The sequence below is a fragment of the Stenotrophomonas sp. YJH_SMC_27 genome (assembly GCF_059369815.1).
In genome coordinates, this window is sequence record NZ_JCAFTA010000012.1 from 53978 (window position 1) to 78061 (window position 24084).

The window sequence follows — 24084 nt, forward strand, 5'->3', positions numbered from 1 at the left end:
ACGCCGGCTGCAGTGGCCCAAACGCCATGCGAGCCTGCGAGAACCCTCCCTGGAGCCTCACCATGCTGCTGCCCACCCTGCCCTTGCTGGCCGCCGGCCTCGTTGCCGCGCCAGCGCCCGCCGACTCCCTGCGCGAGCAGATCCACCAGGCCGACACCCAGCTGTTCGCCGCCGCCTTCGAGGCCTGCAATGCCGACAGGGCCGCCGCGATGACGACCGACGACATGGAGTTCTTCCATGACAAGGATGGCAAGTCGGCCAGCAGCCGCGAGGACTTCCGTCGCAGCGTGGCCACCCTGTGCAGCAGCGCGCGCAAGGGTGGCTGGCAGCTGCGCCGCGAGCTGGTGGAATCTTCGCTGCAGGTCTTCCCGCTGCACGATGAGCGGGCGCTCGAAATCGGCAACCACCGCTTCCATGAACGCGGCCAGGATGGCGTGGAACGCTGGACCGGCCAGGCCCGCTTCATCCAGGTCTGGCGCCGCGTGGACGGGCGCTGGTTGGCCGAACGGGTGATCAGCTACGACCATCGGCCGGCGGACTGACCTTTCCGGCGCCCTTCACCGGCCGGATCTATACTGGCGGGGTTCACCCCGACCCACCGCTACCGTTCGATCGCCATGGCAGAACTCACCCCCAACCACCCCGACTACGGCCTCAACCAGCAGGTCCGCCAAGGCGTGGCCGCTCTGGATGCCCAGCATGGCCGTGCGTTCGACCAGACCAGCGAGCGCCTGGCCGCCAGCCTGACCGTGCTGGCCCGCGAGCAGGGCCTGCAGCAGGTCGACCATGTGCTGGTCAGCAACGCCACGGCCCAGCACCCGGCCGGGCACAACGTCTTCGTGGTGCAGGGCGACCCGGCCAATCCGGCGCACCTGCGCGCGATGATGCCGACCGCGGTGGCGGCGCAGACGCCGGTGGAGCAGTCGATGCAGAAGCTGGGGTTGGCGCCGCAGCAGCCGGCCGTGGGGTTAGTGCCCGAACAGCAGGCCCGTGAGCAGGAGCAGCAGCAGAACCCGGCACACCGTCTGGGCTGAGCCGCCTCCAGCGTTACTGGCGGCCCAGCGCGAGTACGGCGGCTCGCCGTGGCGCTTGCTGCGCTAGCCCATGCGCGGACCGGACTGCTCCTGCACCTGGCGCTGCTGCAGCTCATCCTGCGTGCGCACCTGTGCAGACTGCGACAGCTGCTCGGCACGCTCGAACGATGTTTCCGCCGGTGTCTGCGCGGCCACCGCCGTAGGCATGCTGGCACGCAGCTGTGCCGGGTCGTTGCGCTCGCCCTGCACGATGAAGATGTTCTGCGCCACATCCGCCTGCGCAGTACGATCGCTCAACAGCACGTGGTCGACCCGGGTCAGTCCGTTTGCCTTGGCCAGGGCGTACAGGCTGGCGCTGATGTTCTCGCTGGTGGCATCGAAACTGCGGCCCCGCTCTGCATCAAGCCGGGCCACGCCCTGGTGGATCTGCGAGAGAAGCGGGTCGTTGCTGTGCCGGGCCAGAAGATCACCGCTTCGTTCGCCCATGCCCTCGGCATCACTCAGCATGTGTTGCTTGAGACTGCGCTCCGGCAGGGGATTGGTTTTCCTCTGGTTGAGCTCGCTGTCCGGAAACGGCGGATCAATGCTATCCACACCGTGGATGTTGCGCAGCGGTCGGAATGCGTCCTTGCCCGCCCCCTTGATGTCAAGAGGAATGCGAACATCCGGAAGAAGCTGGCCAGCGGGACCTCCCAACGCGTTCACGTCGATGCTGCTTTTCCGCTGGATGCCTGCGTGGTTCAAGGCTTCCCAGGTGAAGTCCACGCAGTTGTTGCGCACGTCCTTGTATTGAAGATCGAAGCCGTACTTATCCGGGTGCGCACCGAAGGCCTCAAGCTTTCTGTACTGTTGCTCGCTGATCTCGAGCGTGCGGCTGTAATGCGGGTTCCTGTACTCGACCGCATCGGTCTTCATGACCTCGCCCGGCCCGTTCATGCTTCCATGCTCCGTCGGCGCGAAGCCGAAACTCCGCGTGGTCTTGTCCGGCCCATGGAGCACGTAGAACATGTGTCCGGGCCCGGATGTCTGCGGAACCCCGTCCACAACTTTCTGTACACCTCTCTCGTCCACCAACGGCGTACCAGGTGCGGCAATGACGATTTCTACGGTGTAGCGCGGCTTATCCATAAGAAAAATCCTTCAGTTCCTTCCAGCAGTGGGATGACGTCTATTTCCCAGAGAGTGGGTCGGCATGAACCCGCAGCTGCGCCGGGTAATGCTGGAGCGCAGCGGTGGGCTGCACCGTGCGCACATCCAGGCGGTAGCGGGCACCCATTTCTATCGGCAGCGTGACGATGCTCAACCTGTATCGGCTGGCGTCCATCGATACCTGCTGCGCGTAACGCCAGTCTGCCGACTCATGCCATTCGGGGAGCGGCTCACCCAGATTGCGCGCCCGTGCCTGATAGACATCAGACGTTGCAACGTCCTGCCAGGCACCTGCGACCCAGCGCTGCAGGGACAGCTGAAAGGGAACATGAACATTGTCCATGTCAGGCTCACTGTCAGGCCCGGGTCCATGTCGCTGCAATTCAAGATCCAGAACATAGGGACGACCCGGATAGAAGTTGCGTGCATTCGTCTCGAACTCGAACCGCACCGCATGGCCGGACCCGGCCACGTCGATCGGCTTGACCAGATCCAGCGGCTCCGGCGCATCCGGTACGCGGCTGCTACAGGCGCCGAGTGCGCCCGCCAGCGTGAAGATCAGGCCGGCGCGCAGCCAGCGGTGGATACCCAGCATGATTCAGATCCTTTGGCTCCCTGCCATAGGCCTCAACCCTAGCGGGTGACCAACGGCGTCGCAACCAGGCGATTGATTACTTTCCAGCGGTTCGGGCGGCATGGATCCGAAAACGGGCCGAGTAGCCCTGCAGTGCCTCTGTCCTCTGCACCGTGCGCACGTCCACGCGGTAGCGGGAGTCAATTTCCACTGGCAGAGCAACCAGGCTCATCGTGTACTGGCCATCACTGCCCATGTGCGGCGACGTATACCGCCATTCGCTGGATGCATGCCATTCCGGAAGCTGCTCACCGGCATTGAGCACCCCGGCTTGAAAGCTGTCGTAGGTGGGAACATCCTTCCAGGCATCAGCACGCCATTGCTGCAGGGTCACCTCGAACGGGATCCTCATTGTGCCCACGTCAGGCTCGTCGGGCTTTCGCGTCCCCTGGTGCTGCAACTCAAGCTCCAGCGCATAGGTGCGACCCGGGTGGAAGTTGCGGGCATTCGTCTCGAACTCGAACCGCACCGCCTGGCCGGACTCGGCCACGTTGATCGGCTTGACCAGATCCAGCAGCTCCAGCGCATCCGGTACGCGGCTGTTGCAGGCGCCAAGTACGCCCGCCAGCGTGAAGATCAGGCCGACGCGCAGCCAGCGGTGGATATCCAGCACGATTCAGATCCTTTGGCTCCCTGCCATGGGCTTCAACCCTAGCGGGTTGGCGCTGGGCACTGCAACCAGGCAAAGAAAAAGGCAGGGCCTGCACCCTGCCTTCTTCACGCGGCGCGTCGCCGGGCGGGACCCGGCGTCAGCGCATCACAGCTGGATGCGCGCCACGCTCTCGTCAGCGCCCTTGTCATCCTTCTCGCCGTTCTTGATGCTGACGAACAGCACGTTGTTCTTCGCATCCAGCGCCAGGCTGTTCGGGTGGGTCGGCACGGTGTAGGTGGCCACCTTCTGGTAGCTGTCACTGTTGTAGGCGGTCACCGTACCGGCTTCGCGGTTGGTCACGTACAGGCGCTTGCGCGGTGCATCCAGCAGGATGCCCAGCGGGCCGGCGTCGGTCGGAATGCTGGCCAGTTCCTTGCCGGTGCTGCGGTCCAGCACCAGCACGCGCTGGCCCGGGTGCTTGCTGACCAGGCCGCTGCTCTTGGCCTGGTAACCACGCAGGAATTCCGAGCCCTGGTCGGTCACGAACAGGCGCTTGCCGGCCGGATCCAGCGCGATGTTCATCGGCTGCTCGGCGGCGATCCTGTGCTGCGCCACTACCTTGTTCGAATCGGTGCCCACCACCACCAGGTCGGCCAGCAGGTTGCTGGTGTAGACGCGCTTGTTGGCCGCATCCAGCGCCAGGCCCGGCGCCTTGGCATTGCCCAGGCCGTCGATGGTGTTGATCACCTTCAGCGTGGTGGTATCGATCACGAACAGCACGCTGCTCACGTCCGGCTGGCTGCTGTGGCCGGTCACGTACAGGCGGTTGGTCGCGCTGTCGACCACCAGCTCGCGCAGGTCGTGGGTGTAGGCGGCCTTGCCGTCCTTGCCGGTCTTCTTCTCCATCAACTGGATGGTGCCCACGGCCTTGTTCTGCGCGGTGTCGACCACGGTCACCGACAGGTCCACGGTGTTGCCCACGTACAGGCGGTCGTGGGCGTCGTCCAGCACCACGCCGAACGCCTTGCGCTCCAGCGGGATGCGGGTTTCCACGGCCAGCGTGGCCGGGTTCAGGCGCAGCACCTGGGCCGGGCCGGCGTCATCGCCGAAGCCGCCGGAGGAGGCCACGAACACGGCGTTCTGCTTCGGGCTGTAGGCCAGCTCGTACAGGCCCTTGGCCACGGCCTGGCGCTGCACAGCGGCGGTGGCACTGGCGGCGGGAGCGTTGTCGGCGAAGGCCGAGGGCGCGCCGAGGCTGAGCGAAACGGCAACGGCCAGGGCGGCCGAGCGGAAGAGAGGATTACGGAACATGCGAGCGTCCTTGAATGGGCACGGGAGGGTGTCCTGGCTCGCTGGGCCGTACTGCGACGGCCCGACCTGCATCTGTCTGCGCGGGTGGGCTGGCTGGGGTTGCGGGGGAATGGTAGCAGGTGGGGGGCACTACCGGTGACAGGCCTGCGTTCCTTGAGATCAACTCAGATCATGGTACTCGACTTCAAATTCCCATACTGTCGTCGACAAATCCGAGTTTCTGTAAGAGGCCGACACCTCCCTTTCGCTCATTTTCGCGACAAGGTCTGCGACGAGACCTTGTTTGCTCGAGGTCGAAATATTAATTCTAGATGAGAGTGCATTCGCCTCCAACCGACTGAATGCCATATTTTCCAACTCAGTATCAGATTGAACCCAATCTCTCAGCTCCTCTGGGACAAATGGGGACTTGGAAGGCCGTCCGTAGGTGGTGCTGCGAGATTCTGAAACGTTCCCGCTCTTATCAACCTTAAAGTTAATACCCACAGTAGCACCGATCTCCTCAATCGGGACTCTCCCAGCGAAGATCGACTTCGCTTGTTTGGTCCTGACATGCCTCAAGGTGACGCTCTTTGCCCCAAGCGCGGCCGCCAGCTTCTGGAAGGCAGCGTGCTTCTCTGCTATGAACTTTGTGGAGAACTCGACGGCAAGAATGTACTGGTCTTTTCGAACAGGGTGCTGAATGTAGAACTCGCCATTCGTAGGGATATGCGATTTCTCGAACTTGAATAGCCTTAACGCGTCTGCTGCTTCAACGCGCACCGCTGGCACTGACATACCGAGCGCCGAATTCATGCGCTCAAGCAGTACGACGTCAGAAACACTTGCCAGCTCCTTCGAGCAACGCTCGATGTAGGAATTCTCACCAGCCTCAATCGCAGGGCCAGCCAAATAACTGGCCAGGGGATTTCCCAAGTAGCTCATCCATCCAGTCGCGTTCAAACCAAGTCCGGATCGGGTCGCGTTTCCGGCTGCGGCCATCCAGCCCTCTCTCTCGCTGTTCCCGGTCAAGCCTGCCCAGAATGGATGCATCTCGGCCTTCAGCATTTTCTTTTCAAGGGTCTGCCGATCCGCAATAAGCAAGATCCACGGCGTCCCGCTTTCTCTACTGTCCATGAGACCCCCTATTCAACTCTGACAATTATGACCGCCCAGCCCCACCATAGCGAGGCCGGAGAGGCCCTGCACAAAACAGTCGCGGGAATTGTCTTTCGCCCCTATTACTTCTTCAACCGCAGCGAATCGGCCACATCCGTCTTGGCCGCCACTTCAGTGGCAATGCTGGCGCGGCGGTGCCCCGGGTCGTTGCGGTCCCCCTGCACGATGAAGATGCTCTCCGCCGCATGGCTGCTTTGGGTCGGCCTGCTGAGCAGCACGTGGTCCACGCGCGAGAGATTGTTCTGCTTGGCCAGCACCAGCAGGCTGGCGCTGATGCGCTGGCTGGCCGCATCGAACGGGCGGCCATGCGCGGCGTCCAGCTCGGCCACTTTCTGGATCAGCTGCGAGAACAGGCGATGGTCCGGATGCGAAGGGTCCAGCAGCGTGCCGGCCACTTCGATCGGCGTCGGTGGCGGTTCATCGATCGCGCGGTCGCCCTGGCGATGATGTTCGGCCTCGCGCTCGGGCATCGCGTGGTGGGTTTCGGCATTCAGATCGCTGCCCGGGAACGGCGCAGCAATGCACTGGATTTCCGGCAGGTTGAACAGCACCGCGAACTCGCCGAGGTTGCTGCCGCCATCCAGCGGCGCCGGCAGCGGATGCAGGCCCGCATAGTGCAGCGCAGCCCAGACAAAATCGCTGCAGCGGTTGATGGTGGCCGGGCGATCGACATCGAATTCGAACTCGGCCGGTTCCTCTGCGAAGTCGCGCAGGCAGCCGTAATGCTCCTCGGTGATTTCCAGGGTGCGGCTGTAGTACGGGTCCAGATGCTCGTCGGCATCATCGTGGCGCACCTGCGCGTACTGCACGCCGGAGCGGGCTTCGCCCGGCGCGTGGCGCGGTGGTGCGAAGCCATAGCTGTGGGCCTCGTCGCCCGCAGCGACCTGCAGGTACATGTGGCCGCGCGGCGAGATGCCCCCACTCTTCAGCGGGGTGCCGGGGGCGGCCAGATAAAGGGTTACCGTGTAGCGTGTTGCCTGCTCCATGCCTGTTCAGCCTTGATGGGTGCTGCGGTCCTGGCCGGATGATGGCATAGGTGGGATGGGGGGCAGGTGGAGGACAAAGTTGGGGCCACGACTGGCATGCTGAATGTGTGAACCAGCGTGCATTCCGGCGGTGCCCATGTATCGTTGTATGGAGTAAGGCGGGAGTGGGCCGTATAGTTGGCGCATGTGAAGCAATGGATTTGCTCATGGACCTCATCGTGAGGCTGCCGACACTGTTGCCCTTGTATGAACGATTACGCGGGCCGTGCTTTCAGGCTCGGCCCGCTGTCGCGATTGGCTCGAAACCAACCATCAGCCAAGCAGACGCGCAAGGCCCACGCCCTCGCCTCAAGCAGCGATCCGACATGCTGCGGGCTTTTGAATCCCGTGATGGATCTATCGCTGGCAAGGTCATCGGCCCGACGTCGCGCGGCATCAAAGGCGACCGGGCTGTTCTGGCTACGGATGCCCTCCCTATTCTTGCGGACGCCGACCGATCCACTCAATCGGTCACTAGCAGCCGCCGCCCCACTAAACGCAGGAACTAAGATGCCCTTCCAATTCCAGGCCAAGCCTTACTCCTCGCTCGATCCGATCAGTGAAACGGAGATCCCTCGCCCAAGAATTGGACCGACTGTTCTGGCAGACGGTCGGCACGGGACCGAGTATCAGTTCGCCATCTATCGCGGAGAGTCGCGTGTAGGTGGAGTTGGATTCGATGGGTGGGATGAAACTACGCAGGACGAAGGACGCTCCGTCCACTGCTTCGTCTTTGACCTCAAGCATGCTCAGGTCATCCACGCCATGCTGGCATACAAGCAGACGTTAGGTAACGCCGATGACGACTTCACCTATCTCAAAGGGCTCGCACAAGGGTTCGTACTTTCATTCGCAGGCCGAACTGACAACGATGAATCCCTACGCTATCTCGCGGTGACCAGTCCGCAGGCACTGATGGAATCGCAGATTCCGGCACCCGCAGACGTCGTCACGTTGACCGACGGCTCCATCGTGCTGGCCAGCGTTGAAGTCCCCGCATTCGGCGCCTGAGGTCTAAGCCATGAGCAAATTCATCTTCGATGATTTTGTGAAGACCACACTCGGCGGCGCAACCCAGGCCGGGAGTGGAGAAGCCCTGACTGCGCAGCAGATTTCCGATGTCATCACCTATCTGAAATCACCGGGATCGGGTCCAACCACCAGCGTCAGCTTCGAACAGTATGTAACCGGCAATATGCAGGCCCACCCTCCGCGACTTCCGGATGGGATGGATTACCTCGCGTTCTCGGGCAAGGACACCACAAGAATCTCCAACTACACCAATGCAGAGGTGTACTCAAAGGATATCAACGGAAAGTCGGGAATAATTGGCGATACCCCATGGGGAAAGTTCGTCGATCAGCTAGCCAAGAATCCAGCTCACATCCCCGATCTCCAGTCGATGGAAGCTGGCCTCAGAAGCGTGATGGAGTCAAAGGGGATCGTTCCCTTCGACAAGAACTATGTGGGTGCGCTCCAAGACATAATGTGGAACGCCGGCAGCCCAAAGTTCTTCGAGAACGCCATTGCTACGGGCAAGCCGCTGATCGCTTTCGTGGATGGGGCGCCTCCCGATCGCGGTTTCAGTAGGTTCGAACTAGCCACCGCCCTCGACCACCCCAACGTCCGCATCAACGGCTATCCCATAAGTGCCTTCGGGCCTGAGCCGCTGGCCTTCGCAAGCCAGTCCGCCGCCGAGTACCAGGCGCTTGAGCGCAGCCTCGCGCAGCATGCCACCACCAACAGCGCGCAACCCGTCGATGTTGCGCAGGTGCGCCTGCATCTCAAACCCATCGATGGCTATGACGCTGTCAGCAAGACGCTCTTCGAACGACCGCTGCACGATTACAGCGCGTTGAACCTGAGCGAGATGTCGACCACGCGTGCGAACTGGGTCGCCGCGCATGCCAACCTGGGCACAGGGCCACGTCTGTTCGCTGATCTTCCCGAACCACCATCGCACGCGCCCCTGCAGCCAGGAGCTCCACGCGGCCCTCCCCATGCGGCGACGGTTGCCGAAGCAGTGGCCGACGTTGCACCGCATGGCATGCACGCCGGAATCAACCCCGCTATCAAGGTTGCCGGCGTTGCAGGCGTCGCCCTGCTTGCGCACGACTTCGCCACTTCTGGGCACAAGTGGATCGAACTCAACTCGCAGGGCAATGCCGCAGGCGCAGATTCCACCGCGGCACACTTCGTGGGCCGCAACGTCGGCGGCGCAGTGGGTGGCTTTCTTGGCGGCGCCGGTGTCGGCCTCGCTTCGGGCTCGTGGACGGGCCCTGGCGCCATTGCAACCGGTATCGGTGGCGGCGTCCTCGGTGCATACCTTGGCGAACGCTGGGCCGAGCAGAAGGACATCGAACGCATCTACTCGCAGGTTGACCCGATGGGGCGCACCTGGATGCGCGACCCCGCTGATCCCAATGGGCGCTGGCTGCGAGCCGGCGAACAGCAGCAGGTCCAGAGCACCGACCTGGGCACCGGCGTCGAAGTCCGCCCGGTGCAGACGGCACAGGGTGACGACGTCACCTTCCGCACCAGCTATGTTGCCACCGGCACATTGGAGCGCCAGTTGAACTGGCAGGCGGCTCGGGCCTCGTATGAGTTGGGCTTGTCGAATCCGCCCCCCCCACAGAACCCCTACCGGCTGAACGCCAATGGCTTGGCCGAGCCGGCACGAGGCGCCTTCGAGACCGATCGCGCCTTTGTACGCGATGCCAGCTCGGGACAATGGGAACTTGAAATCAAGGAAATGGTGGATGGCCGAGTGCCCAACAGCCGCCACCTGCCAGTCTCGGCGGAGCAGGCGCAGGCGCTGGATGAACAGTCGCGCGCAGTCATCGCCCAGAACGCGTCAAACACCAAAGCCGCGATGGCTGCGCGCTACATGGTTGCTCACGAGCAAGGACGTTGGAGCGACTTCGGCGACGCGAACAGTCCATCCATTCCCCGTGCCGTTCAGGACGCGCAAGCCAGCGCCGACACGTTGAAGGCGAGTGATGGCAATGCCTATACACGGCAGGCGGACGGCCAATGGGTCAGCAAGGGTGTGATCTTTGACAGCGCCGCCAACCGGAACCTGAGCGACGAGCTGGAGATCACCTGGCAAAGCCAGAATGACGGTATCGCCGGGCTGCACGACATCGCCAAGCAGCTCAAGGACACCGCACAGGTTGCACACGAAGGTATTCGCGGCCAGGTGGATGCGCTCTACGCGCGCCATGGCATCGAGCGCACCGAGCAGCAGCTTGCAGCTACAGCCGTCGCGGTGGAGCAGACGCTGAATCTGCAGGGCAGAACAGGCGACGTGGTTCTGGAACTGATGCCAGATCCCCGCACCCACGCGCCCAGCGCAGAAAGTGCCATCGCCACGTTCGGTGACTCCGGCGGAAACCGGATGGTGCTCACCGGCACCACCACCATTGAGGACATTACGCGGGCTCAGTCGCAGCTTCGGCCTGAGGCTTCACTGGCTGCCCAAGGCGCTGCGCCTGCAGATCAGGCGACGACACCCGACGTGCCCGAGCTACGCATTGCTGCGTTGACTGCAAAGGAGCAGGACGCACACCGGCAAGCCCTGCAGGAGGCCAATCGCCAAGGCGGCGCAGCGGTAGATGCGCAGCAGGCAGCATCTGCGGCCGTGCTGGAGGCACGGGGGGTGCAGATCGACCCGGTTGAGGCACTGAAGGTCGACCGTGACCTGCAACGAGGTGTGGCAACTAGTGCTGCCGTTGAACCCGCTCGCGAGCCCACTCCGGCGCCCGCTCCTGTCATCGCGGCGCCCTCGGCGTCGATTGTTGAGCCAGAGCGTGCGCGTCCCTCGCGTGATGGTGAGCAGGCGGAGGATGCCGCCAGGCAGAACGCTCGGAAGGAGGAGCCGGCACCGACTGCACCAGGAGTGGGCCCTCAAAGTGCCTCGCAGCATGAACCGACTGTGGAGGAGGCCCGTGAAGCGCGGAATGCCTCGGTCGTAGGTACTGCGGCCGGTGCAGACTCAACCCAGCCAGTTCACATGCAGGAGCACAAGGCTGAGGATCTCACGCTTCAGGGCGGTGCTGAGCCGCAGAAGCTTGCGGATGCACTGCCGGTGCAGCCTGCCGTCGCTACAGCTCAAGACAAAGCAGAGCAGCCGCTGCCGCAACCTTCTGAGAGCGAGCAGGCCCCAAGGACCGCCCAGGAAGTCCCGTTGGATCTCCCAGTTCCGCCGCTACCGGCCCAGGACGATCCGGAGCCGGAACCTGCAGGCCCCAGAACGGCTGACGTTGGCGGAGACGCTACCCGTCAGGCAGCGCCCCCCTCTTCCCCTTCAGATGAGGAGCGCGACCTCCCTGAGCATGTAGCGCCGCCGTCGGCCGCTCTGACGGAAAGCAATCCAATGCAACCCGGTCATCCCGATCACCCGCTCTATCAGCAGATCCGCGAGGGCGTAGCGGAGCTGGATGCCCAGCACGGCCGAAGCTTCGATGCCACGAGCGAGAGGATGACGGCAAGCCTGCTGGTTCTGGCCAAGGACAATGATCTGTCCCACGTTGATCACGTACTCGTAAGCAACGCCACAGCAACGCATCCTGCCGGCCATACCCTCTTCGTGGTGCAGGGCGAGGCGAACGATCCTGCCCATCTGCGCGCCTCCATGCCAACGGCAGAAGCGGCGCAGACGCCTGTGGAGGAATCACTGCTGCAGTTCGATTCGGTCAGCAGGGAAGCGCAGCAGCGCGCACTGGCCAATCAGCAGGAACAGCTGTTGCAGGATGAGCGAGCGCAGCAGGACATCCAGGTGCGCGCGGCAAGCATGGGATGAAGGTCAGGTTCGGGTGCCGGCGGGGCCACGAGTTGGCCCGTGCCTGTGATCTCGCCCCCAAGATGGCAACAAGGGAGGGAGGCTGCCCAGGAGCGGTCTCCGCACCGTCGATGCAGGCCATCGGCTAGCTGGATTTCTCAGACGATGCATCCGCCCGGACGGCGCGGCGTCTGTCTTCGTCGAAGAGCAGACACTCCGCATATGTCTCGTTGAGCCGTAGCACCTTCTTCTGCAGATCCGGGACGCCGGTAAGGATGGCGAGGTGCTGCCCCGCCATCATCGAAAGGTTGTTGCTCATCCGGATGACGTTGATCGCCAAAGGCATGGGGAAGCCATCGCGACCCCGGTTCATTGCGTGTACCCCTGCGTGTACGAATGAGTTCAGCGGAGTCCAGGCGTGTAGCTTCAGCTCGATAAGGTGCCGGAGCAGATTGCCAAGCTCCGATACTTCCGCAAATGCCTCCAGCATCTTCGACAGCATCGGCAGCGCCTTTTCGCTCATTCCAGCTTCCGGTGGCAGGGACAGCAGTTCAACCTGCTCGTCGGCTGCGCAGTGCAGGATCCAGACGGACCGCGTGAAGGCCTCGTACTGGCAGCGCATCAATGCCATCGCAGAGGACGCCATGCCAGCTTGCAGCAGCGTGCGAAGGGCGTCTGCATGTTCAAGGCTCAGCAATGCTGCGTCCAGTGACGCCAACAATCTGGGCGAGTCATCCGCCAGCGGATAATCCACCGTGGAGAGGATCGCCTGGCGAAGCAGCGCGGATCGGTTGAGCAGGTCTTCCATGACGATGACTCCTGGTATCGGCGGGTGGAGCATATCCAGCGGAGGGAGCTGTCCGCCAGAGCGCATGCGGGACTGGTCCCATGCTTTGAGACAGAGCCGGACCATCCTGCCCTCACCACTGGAGGATACCCATGACCAAGATCGACCCCACATGGCTGGAAGCATTCGACAAGGAGCTCCTCCAGCTGTTCGCCATCGACCATAGCGATGCCGGCATGGATGAGTACCTGCTGGGCTGCTACGCAGACCTTCCACCAGGCGAGGCGGCGCTGGCGTTCGGCAGCGACTACGACCTGGAGCGCGACGATGCACTGTGGCCACGGCCGGTCGTGGCGCTGCAAAGTTAAGCTGTGTCGCAATCGGCACACTGCGCGTATCAGCCCGATGGGCCATGTGTCGCTTTTGGGGTCCCGAACGGCTGAAAACCGTGCTTTTTGATGCGCATTCGGCAGGTAACTTAACACCATCCGAAACCACTGCACCGCAAGGGTTCTGCCACGCGCGCGCCATGCAACAATGCCGTAAGCGTCAGCATTTGCGGCCTTTGCGGCCTACGAATTCTTGGCATCTCGCAGTCATGCGAGTACACCTTGGCATGCCACCTCACACAGGGTGGCGCGGGCGTCGAAAACCCGGTCATTAGCCAATGTGTTTGCGCTTGTCAGCCGGCGCCACCTCTGCGTGGCGCCGGCTGGCAATCCGTTCGCGGTCCATGGCGGGCGGTGCGTGGGGGTCTTCGGACCCGCCGGATTGGCTATTGACCGGTTTTCGAGCCACGCACCGTCCGCCACTTTTATCAGTGGCGCTGCTATCTGTCCTGTACGGAGCATTGCCATGAACACATCGGACTTCCGTTCCCTGCACGCGCAGTACGATCCGGACAACGCCGAGACCGAGCGCGAATCCTCCCCCGATCCAAACTCCTTCGTCGCCACGCTGCACCGCATCGGAACCGGTGCGGCTGCGGACGGCCAGCCTTGGCCGGAGCGGCATCAATTGCCTGGACGGTGTCTACAGCTGGCGGATGCGGATTGCGCGCTGGCGGGGCTGCGCGTGGTGGCGGAGCTAATGCTGGCTGCGGAGCGGACTCGGCAGAACGGTGCGCCCGAGGAGTACCTGGGGGATCGGGTGATGGAAGGATTGAAGATGGCGTGCGTGGCGTTGACTGCGCAGGTGACTGAGCGGTTGCACGTGCGGGAGTAGCCCAGTTGGACCTGGCCGTCTGCCGCATGGCTGCTGGCCACCCGCACGCTATCTGCTGACCGTTCGCCTTCTAGTCCATCCCCTGTTAGCAGAGCGTCGAATGAAGCTTCTGATCTATGGCGCGGCGCTGCTGGCGGCGCTGTCTGCGGCGATCGCCAGCCGGCATGTACCCAAGGCCGACTTGGAACTGCGGACGTTTCGGAAGGTGTCCGACGCTGAATTTGCTGTCATGCGCGAGGACGCCGTTCGACTTGTGCGCGAGGGCGTGGTGCATGACGCGCGGTACGCGGGAGAGAGGTACTTCGAGGTCAGCTGTCACGGTGCACCCGTGATGCTGGTGGACAACTCTTTGGAACAGCTCGTGATTGTGCTGTATGCGAATAAGGAGATTGATGTTCCGTGCGTTATGCCGCTGCTGTTGCATTGGAATAGCCGGATTGTGCCAAAGTAGTTGTTCAGTACAGCTAATTCTTACGAATCAGATCGGATCCTCACTAGCCCCATCGAGGGCATGCGGCATTCTTGTGTCGCAGCATGTCACCACTTCGTCTGTTGAGAGCTACTAAAGCTAGCTTTCCCTCCCGTTCCACCGACTATTCGAGCTTTGGAATGGAAATGGCCATCGGTAAAAAGCCAACTTTACGAGCTTCGCAAGGCACCCCCGATTCGGAGATGCCTGCTCCCGGCAATTATTTCCTACTTACGCAGCAGTACGGCCCGATGGTAATTCAGGTAAGAGACCTGCGTCGCCGAGAACGGAACGCTGGGAACCTTCTGCACCACATCCCACCTCAAGCGCACTGCCTCGGGCAACTGCTTGCTCAGAATTAGCCGGCCGTCATCTTCAAACGAGATGTATCCACGGTCGAATAGCCTATCGATATGAGGCGCCAACATCAGCCCATTGCTTCCATCAAGACGCTCAGAGTTCGTGCTCTTCGCCCAGGGCTTAATGTGGCTAGCGATAAGAAACTTGCGTTCACTCGTGCCGGTAACGCGGCAGATCTTTTCGATGTCGCTCACGTTCTTACGGTAGATCCCCTGTCCCACTCTGGCGCTGATCAGCTGAGCCTTCACTGTCTCGCCAATATTCTTGTCTTCCTTGATCTCCTTGACTCGCACCTCCTCTTGCCAAGCGCTCAGGTCATCAATGTCAATGTTGAGCAGCGACAGCAGCTCAGTAGCCATTTCCGGGGGCACCGGGAACAGGTAGGCCTGGTTAGCCTTGCCATCCGGCTTCAGCGGCGAGTACTTCATCGGAAGACGCGGCCGAATCTTCGCCATGTGCTCGCTCACCTTTAACGGTGCTTCCACCAAGTGATAGTCAACCGGAACAGCCCAGCCGTCCCTGCGCCATTCGTTGTCCGTCTTCTTGAAGTCATCGGGGCGATCTCTCGCATAGTGCGCGCCATTGACGATCGCGACAGCCTTGATTCGAGTGTTGGCAAATGCAAAGACCACATCACCCGGACGCACCTGAGTCATGTGCTCATAGAAGGGATTCGTCTTCCCTTCTACATTCGTCTTCGGCGACCACAAGTAGCCTGCCTTAACAGCCCGACCAAACGTCTGCTTCTGGTTTACCCACCAGTACGCCATCCCTGCCTCCCCCGTCCCATCAAATTGATGCGGCCTATTGGCCTCCGAGAGGAGATAGTACCCGTCAATGTCGTAATCGACACACTTTTGCAAGCAAAAAGAAGGAGGCGGGCGGCGCCTACATCTTTACCAATTCGGCGCAGATTCCATCATCTCTGACTCTTCGCCACAGTCTCCGCCGTATTCTCTGCCTTCATGTCCTTTCTGTATTTTTGACATTCACCGAAAACAGGCTGCTCTTTACTGCGCAGCAGCGAGCTGCTCAGCGAACTCGGCATGATATGTTCCACGATCTTCTGGCAACCCTCATCAGTATGTGCCGTAACAAAAGCCGTCTCGGGAGGGCGAGCTTAGTGGACCGACGAGTATTCGAACGCCGGCGATTCACTTCCCGGCGCTGCAATCCAGTGCCCTGATGGTCATAGCACTTAATGTCGATGCGGCAGCCCTAGCCTAATAGCCAAGCGCACACACGATTGATTGCCGTCCAGATCCGCAGCGTTGTTGATAGCGTACTTTTCGGCGATTTAGCGTTGCGCGACGACATTCTTTGAATAGGCAGCCAGCACTACCCCGAGTGACCTGCAACGCACGGGTTTGCGCGGCCTACTGGGCATACCCAACGCTAAGTATTCCGCCTTGGTTTTGCGGAACCCACCGAGGATCTACGCAGTTTCTTCGATCGAGTACCAATCACGTACAACGCACAGCAAACATGCTGATGAATTCTATGGTCTATCAAGTACCATCGGGGACGCTTTTCGCGCTGGATGCTACTCACTTCTCTTCAGCCAGTATCGTGCCGCCGGTCCCTGGGCACGGGCCCGAGTAGCTAGGACTAAGCAGCTAGCGATGTGAGAGCTATCCACTCCGAGTCAAAGACTTCATCCCTTTCGATGCCACCAGATTGAGCGAACAGCTGAATATTTTTCATGGCAGTTCTGAAGAGAACGCCCACCATGTCTTGGCAGTCAATCGGTGAAGCAAACTTTCTCGATATACTGATATGGTGCGCCAGAAGAGCCACACCTTCGTCATGAGCCCTAAACTCTGAAACACTATCTTCAAATACTTCGGAGGCATCCTCAACTCTATCTTGACGCAAGCGCAAGTGAATCAAGGCGGATGCAAATTGAGTCCGTATCCTTACCCACGGGCATTCATCCTTCCCATTTGACAACAGAACTTCTGCTGAAACAAAATCACCTTGCCTCACATGAATCATTCCCAACAGTAGCTTAGAAACCCAGTCCCCGGCAGTTGTAGCATGAGTTGACAGATACGAAGCTGCTTCTTCGTATCTACCAAGTGCTGCAAAAGTAGAAGCATAGCCAAATCTCGCAACCCTCAAGAACCCTGCAGCACTTTCGTGCTGCTGATAAGAGGCGAGCGCCTCTTCGAAACGTCCAGACCTACGAAGGATATCCGCGCTAGCGATCTTGGAATTTATATCACTAGGAAACTGTGCACGGAGGAGTGCAGCCTTCTTCTCCGCACCTTTATAGTCTCCACTATCCCTTAATGCACGAACTGTGGCCAGCCCGAGCATTAATCGACCTTCAGCAGAAACTTTTTTGATATCCAGCACCGCGAGAGCATCGGAATACCGCCTCATACGACGCAGAATATCCGCCTTCGCACACACTGGAATCATGTCATCAGGAGCAAGAGCTATAGCGGAATCAATATCAATCAGAGCCCTTTCTGTTTTACCTAGATCATCAAGTACCAGCGCCCTCCCCCCATAAGAGTGCGAAGTAACATATGGCGATGCCACCAAGTAGTTATACTCCGCAAGCGCACCTTCAAGATTTCCAAAATACGCCAGGAGAGATGCCCTAGCATTTCTAGCAACCTCGTCTGTCGGATAAGATTCTATGCAACGTTCCAAAGTACTCAGAGCAACTTGTTGTTGACCTACAGCCTTGAGAGCTTCACCACGCCCAAGCAATGCAGATCGCTCATCGCCCGCAATTTCAGCCATTTCGAACGATGAAAGAGCCTCACGATAATTTCCCGCAGCAAGATATGCATTTCCCAGCTGAATATGCGCCCAGGCATCATCCGGAACAAGCTCGACGGCACGCTTAGTCAATGAGAAGTATCGATCGATATCCCCAATTCCGCGACAGAATATGGCGATATTGCATAGCGACTTAGCGACAAGATTGGACGCATCGCTGGAGGACTGATCGCCCACCAAATAGTTAACCAGGGCATCTGCCCTCTTGTACTTCGCAGCTACATACTCACTCTTGATCGCTCGAATTCTTTTCTCCACCTTATTAAAGGCTTCGAAAGCCGAATCTACCCGTCTATTTCCTACTCCGCCCAGGATGCCATTCGACAGTGATTTCGCACCATCCAAGAGCTGAAGATCCTGCGGAATAGTCCTCGTCTTGTACCTTGAAGCCCACAGAGATACAACGTCCCTTGCAAGAGACTTATTAGAAGAAATAACAGGGTCAATCAGAATTTTGAGAATTGAATCATTACCTTTAGATGCCAAAGTCACAAAGTCTCGAAATATTCCAATCTTTGCGAGCCTATATCGGACCCTAGCGATGTCCTGCGGATCGTGATCCAACGCCTTCACGAAGCTACTCCACGACTTGGCACACTCCGCAATCAATCCCTGGCGCCGAGCAATATCATCTAAAATGTCAGATAGATTACTTAACGAATGCTCGTTTAGAAATAGCAAAACTTCGCTAGCAGCAAAGTCCAGCGGAAGCTCAGCCGCACACAACTGCTGTATCACACCCAGCCGACAACCTTCAATTTCGAGCAATGCATTTGCATCTGTAGCCGCGCGGATTCTGTTTTTTTCGCTGAAATTCTCATCGAACGCAATTAGTGAAAGCGTTAATGCTCGATCAATAGACCATTCCAGCTCAAGGCGAGCTCGCACTTCATTTGAGTCATTGGTCGCAATGTGTTCCACATCTATTGCGTGGCCAAGGTATGCAGCGAGCTGAGCCTTAGGGACGATAACTTCATCGTCTCTATCAATCTCAATTCCAAAAAACTTTCCGACCTTCAAGAAAACGGCGCGACCAGCTTGGCCTGAGACGTATGCTGTCATTTCGCATCCCTCATAGGAATGCCTTGATCCTTGAGACTGTCGGAAATTACTTGTTGAAGCGTAGAATCTGCAGGACGCGTCGCCGCATAGAACGACACTCCCTTAATCGAGTGAATATTAAGTGCGCCATAGATATGCACCTCAATGCAGTCAGAGGTGGTGTCCGTCGGTGTAGGCAGAAGTATCTCCCGAAACTCTGGCGGGCGCTCCTGCGCCAAAGAATCTATCGCCTTGGCGGCGGCAAGCTTGGCCCTATTGCTCCAATCGGCACGATGCCCTACCGGGATGGGCTTGGCGAGATTCAGATTCTGAGAGAACTTAAATAGCGGAAATTCGAATACGGATGCACGAGACTCAATTGCTTGGTCCTTCAGGCTCACGGCACAAGTTCCGTACGCGGCGTGCCCAAATCCATCAAGACTTAACGCACCGAATCTAATTGAGCTTGAGTAGCCAGGGAAATAGGCTTCTTCAAATGAAGACCGAACAGCGTCAAATTCATTATCTTGCGCCACCCTCATCTCCCCTTCGACTTGCTTCATGAATGTCGAAAGAAGAGCACCTTCGAGAACTACTTGCAACAATCGACTTGGAAACATACAAACAACAGCTTGAGATTCTCTTACTGCCGCTTCATACGCATCGAATATTGAATCAAAATTGCCGTTGACCGCGCTCTCCCTAGCCTTAGCATGCCTAAGACCAAGAGCGACTACCTCGGAAGTATCACGGGACTTTCTAACATTTGGAACGCCCACGTCGTTGCCACACGCTGGGCAATGTCTATCCCTTGGCGGAACTGGAGAGCGGCACCCCATGTGCCCGCAAATCTGTGCATTCTTTTCCTTGCTTTCCATAGCCCCCCCCCCCGAGACAACCAACTCAAGAGTATCAGGTTGAGCACCTGATCACCTCCGTTCCTTCACTTACAAGACGGGGCGCACTAAGCGCCCCGCCCATAAGCCCTCAAACCCCAACAGGATTAGCCTTGTCCGGATCAATCTTGTACTGCTTGATCGCCCGGGCCACATCCTTCGCGGTCATCTTCCCTTCCTTCGCCAGCGCCGCAATCGCGGCATGCGCGATGTAGTAGCGGTCAACCTCGAAGAACCGGCGCAGGTTCGCACGCGTATCCGAACGACCAAACCCATCCGTACCCAGCACGGTATACGACATCGGCACGAACGCACGAATCTGGTCCGCATACGCACGCACGTAGTCGGTGGCGGCAATCGCCGGGCCCTGGCGGCCTTCCAGCAGCTCGGTCACGTAGGCCTTGCGCTGCTCACCTTCCGGATGCAGGCGGTTGGCACGCTCCACGTCGAAACCATCGCGACGCAGTTCGTTGAAGCTCGGGCAGCTCCAGATGTCGGCGGTCACGCCGAAGTCCTTGTCCAGCAGCTCGGCCGCGGCAATGGCTTCGCGCAGGATGGTGCCCGAACCCAGCAGCTGCACGCGCAGCTCGCCCTTCTTCGGCTTGCCGGCGTCGGTCAGCAGGTACATGCCCTTGACGATGCCCTCGGCCGCGCCTTCCGGCATTTCCGGGTGGGTGTAGTTCTCGTTCATCAGGGTGACGTAGTAGTACTCGTCCACCTGGTCTTCCATCATGCGCTTGGTGCCGTGCTGCAGGATCACCGTCACTTCAAAGCCGAAGGTCGGGTCGTAGCTGCGCACGTTCGGGATGCCACCGGCCACCAGATGGCTGAAGCCATCCTCGTGCTGCAGGCCTTCACCGTTCAGCGTGGTGCGGCCGGCGGTGCCCCCCAGCAGGAAGCCGCGGGTACGCATGTCCGCTGCCTGCCAGGCGATGTCGCCCACGCGCTGGAAGCCGAACATCGAGTAGTAGATGTAGAACGGCAGCATCGGCACGTTGCTGACCGAGTAGCTGGTACCGGCGGCCATCCACGAGCTGATTGCACCCGGCTCGCTGATGCCCTGCTGCAGCACCTGGCCGCTCTGGTCTTCGCGGTAGAACATCAGCTGGTCGGCGTCGACCGGCTTGTACTTCTGGCCGAACGGCGCGTAGATGCCGATCTGGCGGAACAGGCCTTCCATGCCGAAGGTACGGGCTTCGTCGGCCACGATCGGCACGATGTGCGGGCCCAGTTCCTTGTCGCGCAGGGTGATGTTCAGGCTCTGCACGAAGGCCATGGTGGTGGAGTAGCTGCGCTCGCCGCTGCTCTTCAGCAGGCGCTCGTACGCTTCCAGCTTCGGCGCGACGAAGGTCTTGTCGGCCTTGCGGCGGCGCTGCGGCAGGTAACCGCCCAGCGCGGCACGGCGTTCCTGCAGGTACTGCACTTCCGGCGAATCCGGGCCCGGGTGGTAGAACGGCACCTGGCCGTCGGCCAGCTGCGCGTCGGTCACCGGAATGTTGAAGCGGTCGCGGAAGTGGCGCACCGCTTCGTCGTCCAGCTTCTTGGTCTGGTGGGTCGGGTTCAGTGCCTCACCGGCGCTGCCCATGCCGTAACCCTTCACGGTCTTGGCCAGAATGACGGTCGGCATGCCCTTGGTGTTCACGGCCTGGTGGTAGGCGGCATACACCTTGTGCGGGTCGTGGCCACCACGGTTCAGGCGCCAGATGTCGTCGTCGCTCAGGCCGGCAACCATCGCAGCGGTTTCCGGGTACTTGCCGAAGAAATGCTCGCGGGTATACGCGCCGCCGAAGGCCTTGCAGTTCTGGTATTCGCCGTCGACGGTTTCCATCATCAGCTTCTTCAGGACGCCGTTGGTGTCCTTGGCCAGCAGGGCATCCCAGTAACCGCCCCACAGCAGCTTGATCACGTTCCAGCCGCCGCCACGGAACACGCCTTCCAGTTCCTGGATGATCTTGCCGTTGCCGCGCACCGGGCCGTCCAGGCGCTGCAGGTTGCAGTTCACCACGAAGATCAGGTTGTCCAGGCCTTCACGGCCGGCCAGGGCGATGGCACCCAGGGTTTCCGGCTCGTCGCTCTCGCCGTCGCCGATGAAGCACCACACCTTGCGGTCAGACTTCTCGATCAGGCCACGGTTTTCCAGGTAGCGCATGAACTGCGCCTGGTAGATGGCGGCCAGCGGGCCCAGGCCCATCGACACGGTCGGGGTCTGCCAGTAGTCCGGCATCAGCCACGGGTGCGGGTACGAGGACAGGCCACCGCCGTCCACTTCCATGCGGAACTTGTCCAGCTGCTCTTCGCTGATGCGGCCTTCCAGGAAGGAACGCGCGTAGATGCCCGGGGCGCTGTGGCCCTGGATGAACAGCAGGTCGCCCGGGTGGTTTTCGCTCGGGGCGCGCCAGAAGTGGTTGAAGCCCACGTCGTACAGGGTGGCGCCGGAGGCGAACGAGGCGATGTGGCCGCCCAGGTCACCCGGCTTGCGGTTGGCGCGGACCACGGTGGCCATCGCGTTCCAGCGGATGATCGAACGGATGCGCCATTCCAGCTCGGCGTTGCCCGGGCTCTTGGCCTCGAACTGCGGTTCGATGGTGTTGACGTATTCGGTGGTGGGAGAGAACGGCAGGTAGGCGCCCGAACGACGGGTCAGTTCCACCATGCCTTCCAGCAGCTGATGCGCGCGCTCGGAGCCCTCGACATCAATAACGGCCTTCAACGACTCGATCCACTCCTGGGTTTCCACAGGATTCGGGTCGTTGTTCAGCACCTCGTTCAACCAGTTCATTAGCGCTCCCATGACCGCACGCACGCGCGCGACTGTTGTATAGATTTCTAGACCGCAAAGTGTAGCGCACCAAGGGCTTTCGTCACTTGGCTACGCAGGCGTATGGATGCAACCGGCCAGTGTCCGCAAGGCATGTCCCGCCCTGTCCAGCAGCAGGACAGGCCCCTGTTTCCGGCCGCTACGGCCTCTTGCGGCCGGTGCCCCGCTGTCGCATCAGGCCCGCTGCGTCCATGCGCAGGACGCAGTGTTACTGCTGCCGATGACGCTTCTGGGGCAGGTTTGGTGTCGGGGTCGGCCGCTTCCGGCGCCGGGCACTGAACCAGCGGCAACATGCCGCATCCGGCACTGGAAGTGCGCCGCTGGCGGCCGCAGGGTAGAGACCGAGTGCTGGCCCCAAGGCCCCGCTCCCTTCCACAGTTGCTGCCGGGGCGCCCTGCGAAGGGCGCCCCGTTTCTACGCGCGCCGCCCGCCGTGGCCCAAAACAGACCCGCTTGTGGCCGGATCGAGTGTTGTCGCGTTCGACATATCGATATATCGTTTGCACACTCGTTTACCGATATATCGAAATGAGCCGTTCCCCTTCTCCCCGAGCCCGTTCCACCGATCCGGCGGTGCCCCGCCGCAACGGCCAGCCACGCGTGCTGAGCCGCGGTGACCTGCGCCTGCTGGTGCTGGCCCTGATCGGCGAGCAGCCGCGCCATGGCTACGAGCTGATGCAGCTGATCAGCAACCAGTTCATGCAGGCCTATACGCCCAGCGCCGGCACCATGTACCCGCTGCTGGCCAGCTTCGAGCAGGCCGGCTGGATCGAGGCCGAGGAAGTGGACGGCAAGCGGATCTTCCGCATCACCGCTGCTGGCGAGTTCGAGCTGAAGGTGCAGCGCACCCAGGTACGCCTGGCGCAGCGGCGTGCCTTCGACCGTGCCCGCGAGATCACCAAGGCTTCGCTGCCGCCGCCGCTGGCCTGCGCCCTGCGCGAGTTCAAGCGGGCGCTGGTGCATCACCACGGCCGCTGGGCCGAGGGCGAGGCGGACCAAGTGGCGGCGCTGCTGACGCGGGCCTCGGCCCTGCTCAACGGTACGGCCGGTAGCGAGGCATCACCGATTTCAACGACCCAGCCAGACTGAATCCAGCCAGGTCTCCCCCATGCCGCGCGCCCCCGCGCGACACCTTTACAGGTAACCCCCATGACCGAACACAACAACACGCGCCTGCGCCTGGATGTGCGCTTCCGTGAACTGACCGTGCTGCGCACCGAAGAGGTCACCCCGCACATGCGCCGCATCGTGCTGGGTGGCGACGACCTGGCCGGCTTCGATTCGCCCGGCGCCGACGACCACATCAAGCTGTTCTTCCCCAACGCTGCGGGCGAGATGGTGCTGCCGGTGCTGACCGCCGAAGGCCGCAGCTACCCGGACGGCAAGGTGCCTTCGCCCTCGCGCGACTACACCCCGCGCTGGTGGGACCATGAAGCCGGCGAGCTGGCCATCGACTTCGTGCTGCACGACCAGGGCGTGGCCGGGCCGTGGGCCGAGCGCGCACAGCCCGGCGACACGCTGGTGATCGGTGGTCCGCGCGGCTCGTTCGTGGTGGCCGACAGCTACGACGCCTACGTGCTGATCGGCGATGAAACCGCGCTGCCGGCCATCGCCCGCTGGCTGGACGTGCTGCCGGACGGTGCCGAGGTGCAGGCCTTCATTGAAGTGCGCGACGAAGCCGAGCGCCAGGACCTGCCGCAGTACGAGAACGTGCGCATCTACTGGCTGGAGCGCAACGGCTTCCCGGCGGCCAGCAGCACGCTGCTGGAAGACATGCTGACCGACTTCGAGGCCCCGGACGGCGATGTCTTCTACTGGATCGCCACCGAATCGCGCCGCGCGCGGATGATGCGCAAGTTCATCGAAGGCCACCTGGGCGTGCCGCGCGACTGGATTCGTTCCACCGGCTACTGGAAGGCGCACCCGGACGAAACCGACGGCGATTGACCGGGCGGCCGGTGGGTGCGGGCCCTGCTTGGTGGGTGCGGACCGTTGGCCCGCACGCCCTTGACCA

General features: G+C 61.0%; 20 protein-coding genes. 9 read left to right on the forward strand and 11 right to left on the reverse strand.

Annotated elements, in window-relative coordinates; translation table 11 throughout:
- The first annotated feature begins 62 nt into the window (after positions 1-62).
- Positions 63-542, forward strand: a complete 480-nt coding sequence (locus tag AC5P7R_RS16850) for a nuclear transport factor 2 family protein (protein WP_494533698.1) — start codon at positions 63-65, stop codon at positions 540-542.
- Positions 543-617: 75 nt separating this feature from the next.
- Positions 618-1034 (forward strand): XVIPCD domain-containing protein, encoded by a 417-nt coding sequence (locus AC5P7R_RS16855; RefSeq protein ID WP_021204453.1) that lies wholly within the window; start codon positions 618-620, stop codon positions 1032-1034.
- Positions 1035-1097: 63 nt separating this feature from the next.
- Here AC5P7R_RS16855 and AC5P7R_RS16860 read toward each other — a convergent pair whose 3' ends face one another.
- From AC5P7R_RS16860 to AC5P7R_RS16885, 6 genes are all read right to left on the reverse strand, one after another.
- Complete coding sequence (locus AC5P7R_RS16860; RefSeq protein WP_227852467.1) at positions 1098-2162, reverse strand: XVIPCD domain-containing protein; 1065 nt, start codon at positions 2160-2162, stop codon at positions 1098-1100.
- Positions 2163-2202: 40 nt separating this feature from the next.
- Entirely contained in the window at positions 2203-2778 is a 576-nt protein-coding gene (locus AC5P7R_RS16865; RefSeq protein WP_494533699.1) for a hypothetical protein, read from the reverse strand.
- Positions 2779-2854: 76 nt separating this feature from the next.
- Positions 2855-3430 (reverse strand): hypothetical protein, encoded by a 576-nt coding sequence (locus AC5P7R_RS16870; RefSeq protein ID WP_494533700.1) that lies wholly within the window; start codon positions 3428-3430, stop codon positions 2855-2857.
- 144 nt (positions 3431-3574) lie between these two features.
- The gene (locus tag AC5P7R_RS16875) at positions 3575-4720 is read right to left on the reverse strand and encodes a YncE family protein (protein WP_171953340.1); all 1146 of its coding nucleotides are present in this window, start codon (positions 4718-4720) and stop codon (positions 3575-3577) included.
- A 159-nt stretch (positions 4721-4879) separates the two neighbouring features.
- On the reverse strand, positions 4880-5836 hold the full coding sequence (locus tag AC5P7R_RS16880) for a hypothetical protein (protein ID WP_053442443.1): 957 nt from the start codon (positions 5834-5836) through the stop codon (positions 4880-4882).
- A 104-nt stretch (positions 5837-5940) separates the two neighbouring features.
- A complete protein-coding gene (locus AC5P7R_RS16885) occupies positions 5941-6864 on the reverse strand; it encodes an XVIPCD domain-containing protein (protein WP_227853697.1) in 924 nt (307 codons plus the stop codon).
- Positions 6865-7413: 549 nt separating this feature from the next.
- Between AC5P7R_RS16885 and AC5P7R_RS16890 the strand changes: the two genes are divergently transcribed.
- Both AC5P7R_RS16890 and AC5P7R_RS16895 read left to right on the forward strand, forming a co-directional pair.
- Positions 7414-7914 carry a hypothetical protein gene (locus AC5P7R_RS16890; protein ID WP_049412203.1) on the forward strand — a complete coding sequence of 167 codons (501 nt, stop codon included), beginning with the start codon at positions 7414-7416 and terminating at the stop codon, positions 7912-7914.
- Positions 7915-7924: 10 nt separating this feature from the next.
- Positions 7925-11704 carry an XVIPCD domain-containing protein gene (locus tag AC5P7R_RS16895; protein ID WP_227853698.1) on the forward strand — a complete coding sequence of 1260 codons (3780 nt, stop codon included), beginning with the start codon at positions 7925-7927 and terminating at the stop codon, positions 11702-11704.
- 124 nt (positions 11705-11828) lie between these two features.
- Here the strand turns inward: AC5P7R_RS16895 and AC5P7R_RS16900 are convergent, their stop codons facing one another.
- Complete coding sequence (locus AC5P7R_RS16900) at positions 11829-12491, reverse strand: DUF6988 family protein (RefSeq protein ID WP_495214083.1); 663 nt, start codon at positions 12489-12491, stop codon at positions 11829-11831.
- 131 nt (positions 12492-12622) lie between these two features.
- Here AC5P7R_RS16900 and AC5P7R_RS16905 point away from each other — a divergent pair, with 131 nt between their 5' ends.
- The 3 genes from AC5P7R_RS16905 to AC5P7R_RS16915 all read left to right on the forward strand — a co-directional run bounded on the left by AC5P7R_RS16905 (position 12623) and on the right by AC5P7R_RS16915 (position 14145).
- Positions 12623-12838 (forward strand): hypothetical protein, encoded by a 216-nt coding sequence (locus AC5P7R_RS16905; protein WP_227853700.1) that lies wholly within the window; start codon positions 12623-12625, stop codon positions 12836-12838.
- 487 nt (positions 12839-13325) lie between these two features.
- Positions 13326-13694, forward strand: coding sequence for a hypothetical protein (locus tag AC5P7R_RS16910; protein WP_227853701.1), 369 nt, complete (start codon positions 13326-13328; stop codon positions 13692-13694).
- 100 nt (positions 13695-13794) lie between these two features.
- Positions 13795-14145, forward strand: coding sequence for a hypothetical protein (locus tag AC5P7R_RS16915; RefSeq protein WP_227853702.1), 351 nt, complete (start codon positions 13795-13797; stop codon positions 14143-14145).
- Between the two features lie 245 nt (positions 14146-14390).
- Here AC5P7R_RS16915 and AC5P7R_RS16920 read toward each other — a convergent pair whose 3' ends face one another.
- The 4 genes from AC5P7R_RS16920 to aceE all read right to left on the reverse strand — a co-directional run bounded on the left by AC5P7R_RS16920 (position 14391) and on the right by aceE (position 22032).
- Positions 14391-15293 (reverse strand): HNH endonuclease, encoded by a 903-nt coding sequence (locus tag AC5P7R_RS16920; protein WP_227853703.1) that lies wholly within the window; start codon positions 15291-15293, stop codon positions 14391-14393.
- 838 nt (positions 15294-16131) lie between these two features.
- Complete coding sequence (locus AC5P7R_RS16925; protein ID WP_227853704.1) at positions 16132-18378, reverse strand: tetratricopeptide repeat protein; 2247 nt, start codon at positions 18376-18378, stop codon at positions 16132-16134.
- Complete coding sequence (locus tag AC5P7R_RS16930; protein WP_227853705.1) at positions 18375-19235, reverse strand: hypothetical protein; 861 nt, start codon at positions 19233-19235, stop codon at positions 18375-18377. Before AC5P7R_RS16930 ends, AC5P7R_RS16925 begins: the two co-directional genes overlap by 4 nt.
- Before the next feature lie 109 nt (positions 19236-19344).
- Positions 19345-22032, reverse strand: a complete 2688-nt coding sequence (gene aceE / locus AC5P7R_RS16935; protein WP_188249986.1) for a pyruvate dehydrogenase (acetyl-transferring), homodimeric type — start codon at positions 22030-22032, stop codon at positions 19345-19347.
- 566 nt (positions 22033-22598) lie between these two features.
- Between aceE and AC5P7R_RS16940 the strand changes: the two genes are divergently transcribed.
- Both AC5P7R_RS16940 and AC5P7R_RS16945 read left to right on the forward strand, forming a co-directional pair.
- The gene (locus tag AC5P7R_RS16940; protein WP_206621603.1) at positions 22599-23159 is read left to right on the forward strand and encodes a PadR family transcriptional regulator; all 561 of its coding nucleotides are present in this window, start codon (positions 22599-22601) and stop codon (positions 23157-23159) included.
- Between the two features lie 60 nt (positions 23160-23219).
- Positions 23220-24017: a siderophore-interacting protein gene (locus AC5P7R_RS16945; RefSeq protein WP_111098400.1), complete on the forward strand. Its 798-nt coding sequence runs from the start codon at positions 23220-23222 to the stop codon at positions 24015-24017.
- The last annotated feature ends 67 nt before the right edge of the window (positions 24018-24084 follow it).

Coding starts and splice junctions, on each gene's coding strand:
- AC5P7R_RS16850 (WP_494533698.1), top strand. CDS start 63: ATGCTGCTGCCCACCCTGCCCTTGCTGGCCGCCGGCCTCGTTGCCGCG.
- AC5P7R_RS16855 (WP_021204453.1), top strand. CDS start 618: ATGGCAGAACTCACCCCCAACCACCCCGACTACGGCCTCAACCAGCAG.
- AC5P7R_RS16860 (WP_227852467.1), bottom strand. CDS start 2,162: ATGGATAAGCCGCGCTACACCGTAGAAATCGTCATTGCCGCACCTGGT.
- AC5P7R_RS16865 (WP_494533699.1), bottom strand. CDS start 2,778: ATGCTGGGTATCCACCGCTGGCTGCGCGCCGGCCTGATCTTCACGCTG.
- AC5P7R_RS16875 (WP_171953340.1), bottom strand. CDS start 4,720: ATGTTCCGTAATCCTCTCTTCCGCTCGGCCGCCCTGGCCGTTGCCGTT.
- AC5P7R_RS16880 (WP_053442443.1), bottom strand. CDS start 5,836: ATGGACAGTAGAGAAAGCGGGACGCCGTGGATCTTGCTTATTGCGGAT.
- AC5P7R_RS16885 (WP_227853697.1), bottom strand. CDS start 6,864: ATGGAGCAGGCAACACGCTACACGGTAACCCTTTATCTGGCCGCCCCC.
- AC5P7R_RS16890 (WP_049412203.1), top strand. CDS start 7,414: ATGCCCTTCCAATTCCAGGCCAAGCCTTACTCCTCGCTCGATCCGATC.
- AC5P7R_RS16895 (WP_227853698.1), top strand. CDS start 7,925: ATGAGCAAATTCATCTTCGATGATTTTGTGAAGACCACACTCGGCGGC.
- AC5P7R_RS16900 (WP_495214083.1), bottom strand. CDS start 12,491: ATGGAAGACCTGCTCAACCGATCCGCGCTGCTTCGCCAGGCGATCCTC.
- AC5P7R_RS16905 (WP_227853700.1), top strand. CDS start 12,623: ATGACCAAGATCGACCCCACATGGCTGGAAGCATTCGACAAGGAGCTC.
- AC5P7R_RS16910 (WP_227853701.1), top strand. CDS start 13,326: ATGAACACATCGGACTTCCGTTCCCTGCACGCGCAGTACGATCCGGAC.
- AC5P7R_RS16915 (WP_227853702.1), top strand. CDS start 13,795: ATGAAGCTTCTGATCTATGGCGCGGCGCTGCTGGCGGCGCTGTCTGCG.
- AC5P7R_RS16920 (WP_227853703.1), bottom strand. CDS start 15,293: ATGGCGTACTGGTGGGTAAACCAGAAGCAGACGTTTGGTCGGGCTGTT.
- AC5P7R_RS16925 (WP_227853704.1), bottom strand. CDS start 18,378: ATGACAGCATACGTCTCAGGCCAAGCTGGTCGCGCCGTTTTCTTGAAG.
- AC5P7R_RS16930 (WP_227853705.1), bottom strand. CDS start 19,235: ATGGAAAGCAAGGAAAAGAATGCACAGATTTGCGGGCACATGGGGTGC.
- aceE (WP_188249986.1), bottom strand. CDS start 22,032: ATGAACTGGTTGAACGAGGTGCTGAACAACGACCCGAATCCTGTGGAA.
- AC5P7R_RS16940 (WP_206621603.1), top strand. CDS start 22,599: ATGAGCCGTTCCCCTTCTCCCCGAGCCCGTTCCACCGATCCGGCGGTG.
- AC5P7R_RS16945 (WP_111098400.1), top strand. CDS start 23,220: ATGACCGAACACAACAACACGCGCCTGCGCCTGGATGTGCGCTTCCGT.